At 73.5% G+C, this 13,325-nt stretch carries 8 protein-coding genes; all 8 read left to right on the forward strand.

The window, feature by feature from the left end:
* The first annotated feature begins 260 nt into the window (after positions 1-260).
* The 8 genes from ACIBK1_RS15630 (at position 261) to ACIBK1_RS15665 (ending at position 13,322) form a co-directional block, all read left to right on the forward strand.
* Entirely contained in the window at positions 261-1,076 is an 816-nt protein-coding gene (locus ACIBK1_RS15630; RefSeq protein WP_030512228.1) for an NAD(P)H-binding protein, read from the forward strand.
* 40 nt (positions 1,077-1,116) lie between these two features.
* Positions 1,117-1,977, forward strand: a complete 861-nt coding sequence (locus ACIBK1_RS15635; protein ID WP_396735409.1) for a haloalkane dehalogenase — start codon at positions 1,117-1,119, stop codon at positions 1,975-1,977.
* A gap of 80 nt (positions 1,978-2,057) precedes the next feature.
* Positions 2,058-2,663, forward strand: a complete 606-nt coding sequence (locus ACIBK1_RS15640; protein WP_396735412.1) for a class I SAM-dependent methyltransferase — start codon at positions 2,058-2,060, stop codon at positions 2,661-2,663.
* A 253-nt stretch (positions 2,664-2,916) separates the two neighbouring features.
* Entirely contained in the window at positions 2,917-4,497 is a 1,581-nt protein-coding gene (locus tag ACIBK1_RS15645; RefSeq protein ID WP_396735414.1) for a TIGR02677 family protein, read from the forward strand.
* Entirely contained in the window at positions 4,494-5,951 is a 1,458-nt protein-coding gene (locus tag ACIBK1_RS15650) for a DUF2398 family protein (protein WP_396735416.1), read from the forward strand. Before ACIBK1_RS15645 ends, ACIBK1_RS15650 begins: the two co-directional genes overlap by 4 nt.
* On the forward strand, positions 5,948-10,306 hold the full coding sequence (locus tag ACIBK1_RS15655) for an SbcC/MukB-like Walker B domain-containing protein (RefSeq protein ID WP_396735418.1): 4,359 nt from the start codon (positions 5,948-5,950) through the stop codon (positions 10,304-10,306). The genes ACIBK1_RS15650 and ACIBK1_RS15655 overlap by 4 nt, the downstream gene beginning before the upstream one ends.
* Positions 10,303-11,568: a TIGR02679 family protein gene (locus tag ACIBK1_RS15660; RefSeq protein ID WP_396735421.1), complete on the forward strand. Its 1,266-nt coding sequence runs from the start codon at positions 10,303-10,305 to the stop codon at positions 11,566-11,568. Before ACIBK1_RS15655 ends, ACIBK1_RS15660 begins: the two co-directional genes overlap by 4 nt.
* A 59-nt stretch (positions 11,569-11,627) precedes the next feature.
* Entirely contained in the window at positions 11,628-13,322 is a 1,695-nt protein-coding gene (locus tag ACIBK1_RS15665; protein WP_396735424.1) for an AMP-binding protein, read from the forward strand.
* The last annotated feature ends 3 nt before the right edge of the window (positions 13,323-13,325 follow it).

Here is a 13,325-nt window from a genome sequence, read left to right on the forward strand (position 1 = left end):
CGCCGGTGCACTCCGCGCTCACCTGGCTGCGCACGCTCCGCGCCGCGAACGGCGACGACGGCGGTGAAAGTTTCTGGCGACGGCGGCCGCTTGGTCCCTGGCGCCCGCACCCGCGAGACGAGCCGGGCGGCGTACGACCTCCGGGTTATCCGGGCGCATCTCGGAGTTTCTGAGTCGGTCGACTGACCAGAAGTGGACAAGTGGTCCGATGGGCCGCTACGGTCTTCTCAGTCAGTTAACTAACTCACTGAGGAGCAATCATGATCGTGGTAACGGGCGCCAGCGGAAACGTCGGCGGGCAGGTCGTCGCGCTGCTCGCCGCCGCGGGGGAGCGGGTGACCGCCGTCTCCCGGCGGACCGCCGAACTGCCCGAGGGCGTGCGGCAGGTGCGGGCCGACCTGGACGACCCCGCCGGGCTGAAGGACGCCTTCGAAGGCGCGGACGCCCTGTTCCTGCTGGTGGCGGGTCAGAACCCGCAGGCGATCCTCGACGCCGCCATGGCCGGCGGGGTCCGGCGGGTCGTCCTGCTGTCCTCGCAGGGGGCGGGGACCAGGCCGGACTTCTACCGCCACCCCGCCGCCTTCGAGGACGCGGTGCGCCGGTCCGGTCTGGAGTGGACCATCCTGCGGCCCGGCGGCTTCCACTCCAACGCCTACGCCTGGGCGGAGTCCGTCCGCGGGGGCCGTTCGGCGGCCGCCCCGTTCGGCGACGTCGGCCTGCCGACCATCGACCCGGCCGACATCGCCGAGGTCGCCGCGGCCGTCCTGCGCGAGGACGGGCACGCCGGCCGCGTCTACGAGCTGACCGGTCCCGCGCCGACCACGCCGCGCGAACGCGTGGCGGCGATCGGCGCGGCCCTGGGCACGCCGGTGCGGTTCGCCGAGCAGACCAGGGAGGAGGCCCGGGCGCAGATGCTGCAGTTCATGCCCGAGCAGGTGGTGGAGGGGACCCTCGCCATCCTGGGGGAGCCGACGGACGCGGAGCAGCGGGTCAGCCCGGACGTCGAGCGCGTGCTCGGCCGTGCTCCCCGGTCCTTCGCCGACTGGGCGGTCCGCAACGCCTCCGCCTTCCGATGAACCGATCGATGTGTTCCGCTCGACTCTGAAAGGACCTGTCGTGCCCGTTCAGCACGTTCTCGGCTCCACCCTCCATTACCGCGACACCGGCTCCGGTGCGCCGATGGTCTTCCTGCACGGCAACCCCACCTCGTCCCACCTATGGAGGCGCGTCATCCCCGCGATCGGCGTGGGCCGCCGGCTGGCCCCCGACCTGATCGGCATGGGTGACTCCGGCAAGCCCGACATCGCGTACACCTTCGCGGATCACGCCCGCTATCTGGACGCGTGGTTCGACGCCCTCGACCTTCGCGACGTGGTCCTCATCGGCCACGACTGGGGCGGCGCGCTGGCCTTCGACTGGGCCTCCCGCCACCCGGACCGCGTACGCGGGATCGCCTTCACCGAGACCATCGTCAAGCCGATGACCTGGGAGGAGTTCCCCGAAGGCGGCCGGGAGCTGTTCGCGGCGATCAAGACCGAGGGCGTCGGGGAGAAGATGATCCTGGAGGACGACGCCTTCATCGAACAGGGGTTGCCGGGCACCGTCGCGGCCCCCATCGACCCGGACGACCTGGCCGTCTACCGCAAGCCGTACCCGACGCGCGAGAGCCGCCTGCTGCTGCTGCGGTGGGCGCGCTCGATGCCGCTCGGCGGTGAGCCGGCCGACGTGGTGGCACGCGTGGAGGCGTACGACAGGTGGCTGGCCGCCAGCCCGGAGGTGCCGAAGCTGTTGCTCGCCTTCGCGCCCGGACCCGGCACGATGGTGCACCAGGACATGATCGACTGGTGTGCGGCCAATGTCGCCGGCCTCGAGATCCGGCGGTTCGACGAGGTCGCGGGGCACCACACCCCGGAAGACCACCCGGAGCTGATCGCCGCGGCCGTCGCGGACTGGGCGGACGCGCACGGGCTCCGGTGACGCCTCTCCGGTGACGCCCGGGCGTCCGGCCCTCCGGTACCGCGTCGCTCGCCGCCTCCTCCACTCGGGAGAATTCAGGCATGGTTGAACAGAGCATCTGGATGCAGAAGGTCGCCGCCGACCCCGATCACTCCACCTGGTTCATCGAGCGCTTCCGCTCCATGGCTCACGCCGGTGACGACCTCGCCGGGGAAGCCCGCCTCGTGGACGCCATGGTGCCGCGCCGCGCCCGCATCCTCGACGCCGGCTGCGGAACCGGCCGGGTCGGTGGCGCATTGGCCGAGGCCGGCCACGACGTCGTCGGCGTCGACGTCGATCCGGCCCTGATCGAGGCCGCCGAGCAGGACCACCCCGGGCCGCGATGGATGGTCGGAGACCTGGCCGAACTCGACCTTCCCGCGCAGGGCGTCACCACGCCGTTCGATGCCGTCGTCTGCGCCGGGAACGTGATGACGTTCCTCGCGCCCAGCACCCGTCGCGAGGTGCTGAGACGGTTCCGTGCCCACCTCGCGCCGGACGGCCGGGTCGCGATCGGCTTCGGCGCCGGCCGCGGCTACGAGTTCAGCGAGTTCTTCGCGGACGCGGCCGCCGTCGCGCTCGAACCCGACCTGCTGCTGTCCACCTGGGACCTGCATCCGTTCAGGGACGACTCGACCTTCCTGGTCGCACTCCTCCGCCCCGCCTGACGCCCACCTGACACGGCGGCTGATCTGGCGGCATGGGCTTCCGCACCGGCGGCTACTCCCCTCCGTGAGCCGAGGCCGCCGCTTCCTGCCCCCGCTTCCTGCCCCCGGGCAGGTCGCAACTGTCGGTGCCCTCCAATACGGTCTTCTCGGCACGCGGAGCCCCGCCCGCCTCTCCTGGTGGGCGGGACTCCGCGATCGGGCGGGTGCGGCACGGAACGGTGGCACCGACCCGCACACGGATCGGGGGGACCGGATGGCGGACCGCAGGGCGTTGGACCTCGACTCGCTGGCGATCAGCGATCGGTTCAGGTTGTTCAACTTCACCAGGCGCGACGACCATGTGGCCTATCTCTGGGTCCTGCGGGCGATGGACCGGCTGCGGGAGGTGCACCGGGTCCAGGTGGACGCCGGGGAGGTGCAGTCGGCCCTGAACGAGCTGACGCGGCTCCACGACGAGGTGCCCACGTTCGACGGCAACCTGCGCGACCGGCTGGACGCCCTGTACGAGGACGGGGTGGTGCACCGGTTCGACGACGCGTCCCGGGCCGGCAACCTCGTCCGCTACCGCAACAGGCAGTCGGTCTACCAGTTCAGCGAGCTCGGCTACTGGGCGTACACCTCGGTCGAGGGGCTGCTCGCGGCCCGCATCCAGGACGCCAACCTGTCGCGCCTGGTCTTCTCCGACATCCTTGAGGACCTCAAGGCGCTCGCGGCGGCCAACCGCGCGGGGGAGGGCGAGCAGGTCTATCGCCGGCTGTCGCGGCTGGACTCGGTGATGGAGGACATGGGGCGCCGCTCCGCGCACTTCCATGTGACGCTGGGCGAGATCATCAGATCCACCGACGCCTCCCCCGAGACGTTCCTGCGTTACAAGAACGCCCTGCTGACGCACATGTCCGAGTTCATGGCGGAGCTCGACCGCTACCTGCCCCGCCTGGCCACCGCCGTACGCGACGTCGAGGCGAGCGGCCTGGCCTCCCTGCTCGACCGCGCGGCGGCCGCGGACGAGCGGCCCTTCATGGAGCGGCACGAGCGGCTGGAGGACTGGCGCCGCCGCTGGTCGGTCCTGCGGGCGTGGTTCGCCCCTGAGGGGCCACAGGAGTCCCGCGCCGGAGAGCTGCGCAACGCCACACGCATCGCGGTGTCGGGGGTGATCGCGCTGCTCCGGCAGATCTCGGAGGCGCAGCGCGGCGGCGTCAACCGGGCCACCCAGCTGCGGCACCTGGCCGAATGGGTCTGGAACGCGCCGGACGAGGGCGCCGCCCACGCGCTGACGGGCGCGGCGTTCAACCTGCGGAGCGCCCGGCACCTGGGCACGGCCCACGAGGACACCGAACAGATCTCGCCCAGGGCGACCTGGTGGGACGCGCCGGGGGTGGAGGTGTCGGTCACGCTCTTCCGCAGCGGCAAGGCGCCCACGACGGGCGTGCCCACGCCGGTGCGCGGCAACCCCGGGGCGCGGGCGGCGCTGCGCCGGGAGCAGGCGGCGGAACGCGCGGCCGAACGCGAGGCCGCCGGCCACCTGACCGAGCTGGGCGCGCACGGGCGGGCGCTCGACGAGTCCGAGACCCGGGTCCTGCTGAAACTGATGACACGGGCGCTGGAGGGCCGCACGGTCGTCGCCGGCCGCCTGAAGAGAGGATCCGGCGCCAACGACGCCGTGATGGTCCGGCTCGTGCCGAGCGAGGCCGGAAGCGCCGTGCGCACCGCGCAGGGACTGCTCCACCTGCCCGGGTTCCGGGTCGAGCTCGCCGCGCGGACTCCGGAGGCGGGTTCGGCGGCAGGCCGGGGAACCGGCTCGGGAACAGGCTCGGAAACAGGGGGTGCCCGGTGACGACTCCCCGCGCCCGGGTCGCCGCCGGCGTCTCCGTCGCCGACCTCGGCTCCTACCAGCAGGCGGTACGCCGCGTGCTGACCTGCGACCTGATCACCAAGGACCGGCCGCGTCCCGGCGTGCTCGACCAGGTGCTGCGCTGGGCCGACGAGATGACGCGCGACTTCCGCGAACTGCTCGGCTACACGCTGATCGCCACGACCCACCATGTGCGGCTGGTCCGCCACCTCGACGTCCTGGACGAGACGCAGCGCTCGATCTTCTCCCGGAAGGGCAAGCCGTTCGACCGCCGCCGGCTGGCCTACCTGTGCCTGGTGCTCGGGTCGTTCCAGCGCTCCCGCATCGAGATCAGCCTGGCGGACCTGGTGCGGATCTTCACCCCGCTGGCCAACTCCATCGACGGCCTCGGCTTCGACCCCGCGATCGGATCGCACAAGGCCGCCGTCGTCGACGTGCTGGGCTGGCTGGTGGACCGGGGCGCGCTCCGGCTGTCCGACGGCAGCCTGGAGTGGTGGGCGCGCGACACCGAACGCGGCGACGCGCTGTACGACATCGACCATGACATCTGCGCGCTGCTGTTCAAGCCGGCCCGGCCCGTCCAGCACCTCACCAGCGCGGCCGGCCTGGTGCACGAGCCGCCGCACGCGAACCCGGCCCGCAGGGCGCGGCGGCTGCTCGTCGAGTTCCCCGTGGTGTACTACGCGGACGTCGAGCCCGAGGTGGCCGACGCGCTGCGCACCCCCGGCCTCGCCGAGGACCTCGTCCGGTTCACCGGCCTGGTGCTGGAACGGCGCGCGGAGGGCGTCATGCTCGCCGATCCGGGCGGCGTCTTCACCGACCGGCCGTTCCCGGGCCGGGGCAACGCGGTGAGCCGGGCGGCGGGGCTGCTGCTGGCGAAGGTCGCCGACCTGCTGGAGGACCCCGAGCACGTGCCGGAGCGGCTGCCCGTGCCCGCGCTCGCTCACGACCAGGCCCGCCTCGTGGCGCGGATGGACGCGGGCCTGCCCCGCGACGGGATCGTCGCCGAGCTCGCCTGGTCTCCGTCCGAGGCCGAGCCGTCCCCCGACGACCGGTCCGCGCCCGCCGAGGCGCCGTTCGTGGAGCGCAGCCGCCTGGAGACGATGATGACCGAGCTGTACGACGAGTTCGGGGCGGCCTCGTTCACCAGCGTCTGGCAGCAGGATCCCCAGGGGCTGCTCGACGCCGTCGTCGGCTTCCTCGCGGATCTGACGCTGCTCAGGCCGGTGCCCGGAGGCGTGCTCGTCCTGCCCGCCGCGCTGCGCTACCGCAACATCCGGGCCGCCCTGCCCACCCGGACGTCGGGCGGCCAGTTGTCGCTGGTGGCCCTGCCGGAGCCGGCGGCGCAGCGAGGTTCGTCCGGCCAGCAGGGTTCGTCCGGCCAGCAGGGTTCGTCCGGCCAGGAGGTTTCGTTCACGCAGGAGGAGGAGCGATGACGCCGCCGAGCGACCGGTTCCAGCCCAGCAGGGCCGGTGTGATCAACGTCTGGGACTACGTGGACGAGGAGTTCGCCTTCGCCGACGGGCGGCTGGTGCTGCGCGGGCACAACGGCTCGGGCAAGACCAAGGCGCTGGAGGTGCTCTTCCCGTTCATCCTCGACGGCGTGGCGGACGCCCGGCGGCTCGACCCGTTCAGCGGCGAGAACCGCACGATGAAGTCCAACCTGCTCTATCGGGGGCAGGAGGCCGAGTACGGCTACGTGTGGATGGAGTTCGCCCGGCGGGAGATCGGGGCGGAGCCCGCCGTGACCGACGAGACCGTCACCCTCATCATCGGCATCCGCGCGCACCGGCACAGAGACGGGGTGCGGACCTCGTTCTTCGTCACCGACAGGCGCCTCGGCGTCGACTTCGGGCTGCTGGCGCCCGACTCCCGGCCGCTGACCGAGCGGCAGCTCAAGGCCGTCCTCGGCCCGGACGCCCACAGCGAGACCGCCACCCAGTATCGGGACGCGGTGGACGCCCGCCTGTTCGGGCTCGGCAGGGAGCGCTACACGCAGCTTCTCGACCTGCTGCTGGCGCTGCGCCGCCCGCTGCTGGCCAAGGACCTCGACCCCGACAAGGTCTCCGGCACGCTCACCTCGGGTCTCAGCCCCATCGACGAGGAGCTCGTCGACCAGGCGGCCCGCGACTTCGAGAACCTGGCGGCGGTCCAGAAGCAGTTCGACGACTTCGCCGTCGCCGACGCGGCCGTACGGGCGTTCCTCACCGACTACGTCGCGTACCTGCGCACCCATGCGAAGGCCCGGCTCGCCCGCATCCACACGGAGATGGACGGAGCGGTGGAGCACGCCCGCACGCTCGTGCGCGCGGAGGAGGCGCGGAAGGGGGCCGCGGCGGCACGTGAGGCCGCCTCGGCGGCGGCCGCCGAGGCCGAAGCCGAACGAGAAGGGCTGGAGCGCCGGCTCGCCGCGTTGCGCGCGGACGACGCCTACCGCGCCCGGGGCGAGCTGGAACTGCGCCGCCGTCAGATCGTCAAGACCGGTGAGGAGATCGAGCGGGAGCGCGCCCGGCTGGCGGACGGCGCCGAGCACCTGACCGCCCTGGAGGGCGAGGCGGGCGAGCTCGCGGAGCGGCTGGAGGGCGCGCGGGCGGCGATCGTCCGCCACGCCACCGACCTCGCCGACGCGGCGGAGCGAGCCGGCGTCTCCCACGACGGGGACGGCCCGGCCGACACGGGGGAGGACCTGCTCACGACGGTGAGGGCACGCGCCACCGCCCGCCGGGACGACGTCGCGATGGTCCGCGACGAGATCGCCCGGGTGTCGGGGGCGGAGCGGGACCGGCTGCGGGCGGAGACCGACAGGGACAAGGCGGACAAGGACGTAGAGGAACGGGAATCGCGGTGCGAGGCCGCCGACGCCGCGCTGGTGACGGCACGCCGTCAGGCCCGCGGGGCGCTCGACGTCTGGACCGCCCGCTGGGGCGGCTCGTCCGAGCCCACGGGAGACGCGCCAGGAGACCTGAACCCGGAGGACGACGAGGCGGTGGCCGGGCCCGCCGACGTGGCGGCGCTGGCGGAGGCGCTCGCCCACGCCGGAGACGCCGGGGCGCCGTCCCTGGCCGAGGTCTACAGCGTGCGGACCGAGGAGCGGCGGACGGAGGCGGCCAGGTCCGCGGAACGCCTGTCCGCCCGGGCGCGCGACCTCGCCGCCGGCCTCGTCCGCCTGCGCCGCGAGCGGGAGGAGATCGCGGCGGAGCGCGACGAGGCGCCGCCGCACGACGACCGCAGGACGGCGGACCGTGACGGACGCCCGGGGGCGCCCCTGTGGCGGCTCGTCCGGTTCGCCGCCGACCTCGACGAGAAGGAGGCGGCCGGCCTCGAAGGCGCGCTGTACGGCGCGGGACTGCTGACCGCCTGGGTGCACCCGCAGGCCCGGCACACCCTCGACGCCGTCGAGGTCCTGGAATCCGACGGTTACCTGCTGCCGCTCCCCGAGGAGAGCCGCCCCTCCGGCCGTACGCTCGCCGACGTCCTCGTGCCGGAGGAGCAGGACCTGGTGCCGGCGGCGGTCGTCGCGGACGTGCTGCGGTCGGTCGCGGTCGCCGACACGATCACGCCCGCCCGGGATCGTCAGGCTGGTCCCGCGCCGACGGTGACCGGCCGGGCACAGTTCGGCCTCGGGCTCCTCCTCGGCGCCCGGCCCAAGCCGTCGCCCGAGTACATCGGCGCCACGAACCGGGCCAACCGCCGCGCGGCCAGGCTCGCCGAGTATGACGAGACGATCGGTGAGACGAGCCGGGCGCACGAGGACGCCCAGCGCGACCTGGCGCGCGCGAACCGCCGCCTTGAGGACTTCGCCCGGGCCCGGCGGGAGCTTCCGCCCGCCACGGCGGTGGTCGAAGCCGTCACCCGCGTGTCGCAGGAGTCCGCGCTGCTGGCCCAGGCGCGGGCGGCGCTCGCGGACCGCCGCCGCGACCTCGACGCCGCGGTGGCCCAGGTCGACGCGGCGCGCCGGAGGCTGCGGCAGGTCGCGGCGGAACGGAGCATGCCCGTCGCCGAACAGGAGGTCGACGCGGTCGCGCGGGCCGTCGACGACTTCCTCACGACGGCGCAGCGGCTGCACGACGGCCGCGAGCGGGCCGCGTCCGAGGAGCGGGACCTCGCGTCGCGGCAGGCCGCCATCGCTCGGCAGCGCGAGCGGCACGACGCGGACTCCCGCGCCCTGGAGGACAAGGAGCGGGAGCACCGGGCCGACGCCGAGGAGCTCAGGGCGGGCGAGGAGGCCCTGGACGCGCCGCTGCGCGAGGTGCTCGCCCAGATCGGCGAGGCCGAGCGCCGTCTCGCCGAGGTCCGGGGGCGGTGCGAAGAGCACGCCGCCACGGCGGCGCGGGAGAACGAGGCGCTGATCGTCGCCCAGGCCGACCTGAGGCACGGCCAGGCCTCCCTCGGCCAGGCGCTCGGGCACCTCTTCGAGCACGTCGCGGCGTTCGGGCCGTACGCGCATCTGGAACTGCGCCCGCTGCTCGGCGTCACCGCCACCACGCCGTGGCCCGCCCACGTCGGCTGGCCCGAACCGGCGGAGGCGGCCGCCTCGGTGGCCGCCGAGCTGTCCGCCCGCTCCGCCGCCGGAGAGGGGGGTGGACAGCCGCCGGACCCCGCCGCCCTGGTCGGCCGGGTGCTGCCGGGAGACGTGGCCGCGCTGCTGGACGCCTTCGCCGCGGAGATGGCCGACATCCGCGTGCCCGGGGAGAGCGCGCTCAAGAACGCCGCGAGCCGGCTGTCGGCCTCGCTGCGCACCTTCCAGGACGCGCTCGACGGCTGCGCCGAGGACTATCGCCTGGAGCACGACCCCACCGGCGTCGTCATGGTCTACGTCAGCGACGAGGGCGGCCGCAATCCCGTCGCGGCGTTCGCCCGGCGGGTCGCCGACCGCGTCCAAGAGCAGGGGCTGCTGCTCGAGGAACGGGAGCGCACGGTGCTGGAGGACGAGTTGCTCACCACGCTCGCCCAGCAGGTGCACGACCGGGTCCGCACCGCGCGCGACCTGGTGCGGGGGATGAACGAGGACACCCGGTCACGGCCCATGTCGTCCGGCACCAGGATCGGCATCCGATGGGGCCGCTCCGACCGGCTGAACGACCGGCAGGTCGCGGTCTCGCGGCTCCTCGACAGGGACGCGCAGGGGCTCGGCGCGGCCGGGCTGGGCGAGCTGCGCGGCCTGCTGCGGGAGATGATCCGCGACTACCGGGCCGCCCATCCGCGCGCCACCTACAAGCAGGCGCTGGCCGACGTGCTCGACTACCGCACCTGGTACGGCTTCGAGCTGGTGCTCGCCGTGCCGGGGGAGAAGGAGGTGAAGCTCACCCGGGCCAAGCACGAGGAGATGTCCGGCGGGGAGAAGTCGGCGGCCATCCACCTCCCGCTGTTCGCCGCGGCCAACGCCCTCTACTCGTCCGCCAAGCCCACATGCCCGCGGATGATCGCGCTGGACGAGGCGTTCGCCGGCATCGACGACCGGTACAAGCCCGAGCTGCTGGGGCTGACCGTGAAGTTCGGCCTCGATCTGTTCATGACCGGCCACGACCTGTGGATCCACTTCGACACCGTGCCGATGGCCGCGCACTACGACATGCACCACGACAAGAGCGCGCACGCGGTGTCGGCGATGCTCATGCTCTGGGACGGCGCCCAGACCGTCGACGCCGACGCCGGGTTCTCCGGCAACGAGGAGCTGGCCGAGACGCTGCTCGGCTTCCGGCCGAGCCGCCGCGCCCCCGCCCTCACCGAGGGCACCCTCCTCGCCGCCGACGGCGACGACGAGCCCGACGACACGGAGGCCAGCGTATGACAGTGACCGCAAAAGCGGTGGAGCGCTACCGGGGGCCGGAGTATCGCCGCCTGCTCCAGGCCGCGCGGCGCCGTCTGGAAAGCAACGGCGGCAGCCTGGACGCTTCGGTCGGCGTCTACAAGCCCGACGAGGCGGAGCGCAAGGCGCTTATCGGCATCATCGGCTACCGCGAACCCGGCGTTAAGCGCATCGGCGTCACGCTGCGCGAGCTCGACGCCGTCGTACGCGCCGGGACCAACCTCGGCCTCGTCGACCTGCTGGAGACGCTCGGCGGGCCGCTGCGGAACCGCCCCCGCGAGGCGGCCCGCGCACTCGCCGCCCGCGACGAGGTCCTTCGGCCCGCGAAGGAGAGCCCGCTGGACGAGAGCGCGGAGTGGTACCGCGGGTGGCTCGACGAGGTGAGCCGCGACGGCACCGTGAGCAGGCTTGCCGGCCGCCCGCGCACGGCCGGGGCGCTCGCCAGGGCCGCCCGCGTCCTGGAGTTCCTCGAGGCGCGGCCCGAGGACGACCCGGAGATCACCCTCGCCGGGCTGGCCACCAAGATCACGGGTCATCCGAAGGCGCTCGACCATCCGGCCACCCTGTCCACCCTGGTGCTGCGGGCCCTGGCGATCCGCGCGGGCGTTCCGGCCCCGAGCACAGCGGAGGAGCGCCGGGATCTGTGGGACTGCTATGAGGTGGTCGTCGACGACCTCGCCAGCCGGATCCTCGTCCTGAACCTGCCGGCGGAGGGCGAGGGGCTGGGGGAGTGGCTGACCGGCGCCGCCCGCTTCGGCACTCCGTTCCAGGTCACGCTCCACCAGCTCACCACCTTCTCCATCGCCCTGCGCGCCCCGGTCGTCCACGTGTGCGAGAACCCCGCCGTGCTGCGGCGCGCGGCGGTGGAACTCGGGCCGGAATGCCCGCCCCTCGTCTGCACCGAGGGACGTCCGTCGACAGCATTCCATCGGCTGGCGGCGACAGCCGTACGCGGAGGGGCCCGCCTGCGTTACCACGGCGATTTCGACTGGCCGGGAGTGGACATGGCCGGTGCCGTGGCGCGGCGCTACAGCGCGGAGCTCTGGCGCATGACCGCCGCCGATTACCTCGCCGGTCTCGCGAACCTCGGCGACCTCCCCGAAGGCGACGAGCACTTGCGGCTCGCCGGGCGGCCGGTGCCGACACCCTGGGATCCCGCCCTCGCGGACGCGATGGGCGAGCGGTGGACCGCGGTCTACGAGGAAGCCGTCGCGGGCTCCCTGCTGGCGGATCTCCGGGGGTGACACGGCGCGAGGGGCGGTCGTACGTTGACGTCCGTGGCCTGCGCGACGAAGGAGTCACCGTGAGCGAGACGACCAGCACCCAAGTCTTCAGAGAAGCCCGCGACCTGCTGCTCGGCTTGAGGGAGGAGCCCGGGCAGGCGGCACGGGAGTTCGCCTGGCCGGTCTTCGGCGACAGGTTCAACTGGGCCACGGACTGGTTCGACGCGATCGCCAGAGGAAATCCCCGTACGGCGCTGTGGATCGTCGAGGAGGACGGTTCCGAGCGCCGCTACTCCTTCGACGAGATGGCCCGCCGCTCCGACCAGGTGGCGGCCTGGCTGGCCGCCCAGGGGGTCGGCGTGGGCGACCACGTGCTGCTGATGCTCGGCAACCAGGTCGAGCTGTGGGAGTCGATGCTGGCGGTGATGAAGCTCGGGGCGGTGATCATGCCGGCGACCACCGCCCTGGGCACGGCGGACCTCGCCGACCGCGTGGAGCGGGGGCGTGTCCGGCACGTCATCGCCAACGCGGCCGACACGCACAAGTTCGACGGCGTGCCGGGAGAGTACGGCCGCGTCTGCGTGGGCGAGGCCGCCGGGTGGCTCCGGTACGGCGACGCCTACGCGACGCCTGAGCCGGATCCGTTCGAGGCCCGGACCTCCCCCGGTGATCCGCTGCTGCTCTACTTCACCTCGGGGACGACGAGCAGGCCCAAGCTCGTGCGGCACACCCAGGTGTCCTACCCGGTCGGGCACCTGACGACGATGTACTTCATCGGGGTGCGGCCGGGCGACGTCCACCTCAACATCAGCTCGCCCGGCTGGGCCAAGCACGCCTGGAGCTGCTTCTTCGCGCCCTGGAACGCCGAGGCGACGGTGTTCGTGCACAACTACTCCCGCTTCGACGCCGCCGCCCTGCTCGGGCAGATCCGCCGGGCCGGGGTCACCACGTTCTGCGCGCCGCCCACGGTCTGGCGCATGCTCGTCCAGGCCGACCTCGGGGGCGGGCCGGGCAGCCTGCGTGAGGTGGTCGCCGCGGGGGAGCCGCTGAACCCCGAGGTCATCGCCCAGGTGGAGCGGGCGTGGGGGCTGACGGTCCGGGACGGGTACGGCCAGACCGAGACGACCGCGCTGATCGCCAACACGCCCGGCGCGCCGGTGAAGGCCGGCTCGATGGGCCGCCCCCTTCCCGGCGTCCCGGTCGTCGTCGTCGACCCGGTGACCGGCCGGCCGGCGGACGAGGGCGAGATCTGCCTCGATCTCGCCGCCCGCCCGGTCAACCTGATGACCGGCTATCTGGACGGTGCGGAGGGGGCCATGTCCGAGGGCCTCTACCACACCGGCGACGTCGCGGTCAGGGACGCCGACGGCTCGATCACCTTCGTGGGACGCACCGACGACGTGTTCAAGGCGTCCGACTACAAGATCTCGCCGTTCGAGCTGGAGAGCGTGCTCATCGAGCACCCCGCCGTCGCGGAGGCGGCGGTCGTGCCCGCCCCCGACCCGATCCGCCTCGCCGTGCCCAAGGCGTACGTGGTGCCGGCCGCGGGCTGGGAGCCGAACCGGGAGACCGCCGGGGCCATCCTGCGGCACGCCCGTGAAAGGCTCGCGCCCTACCAGCGGGTGCGCCGGCTGGAGTTCGCCGAGCTGCCCAAGACCATCTCGGGGAAGATCCGCCGGGTCGAGCTGCGGGCCAGGGAGAGCGACGCCGCGGAGGCCGGAGCCCCGCCGTCCGGGGAGTGGCGCGACGATCAGTTCCCCGAGCTGCGGGCCTGACCC

Source organism: Microbispora rosea (assembly GCF_044460045.1).
GTDB lineage: Bacteria > Actinomycetota > Actinomycetes > Streptosporangiales > Streptosporangiaceae > Microbispora > Microbispora rosea.

Coding starts and splice junctions, on each gene's coding strand:
- ACIBK1_RS15630 (WP_030512228.1), top strand. CDS start 261: ATGATCGTGGTAACGGGCGCCAGCGGAAACGTCGGCGGGCAGGTCGTC.
- ACIBK1_RS15640 (WP_396735412.1), top strand. CDS start 2,058: ATGGTTGAACAGAGCATCTGGATGCAGAAGGTCGCCGCCGACCCCGAT.
- ACIBK1_RS15645 (WP_396735414.1), top strand. CDS start 2,917: ATGGCGGACCGCAGGGCGTTGGACCTCGACTCGCTGGCGATCAGCGAT.
- ACIBK1_RS15655 (WP_396735418.1), top strand. CDS start 5,948: ATGACGCCGCCGAGCGACCGGTTCCAGCCCAGCAGGGCCGGTGTGATC.
- ACIBK1_RS15660 (WP_396735421.1), top strand. CDS start 10,303: ATGACAGTGACCGCAAAAGCGGTGGAGCGCTACCGGGGGCCGGAGTAT.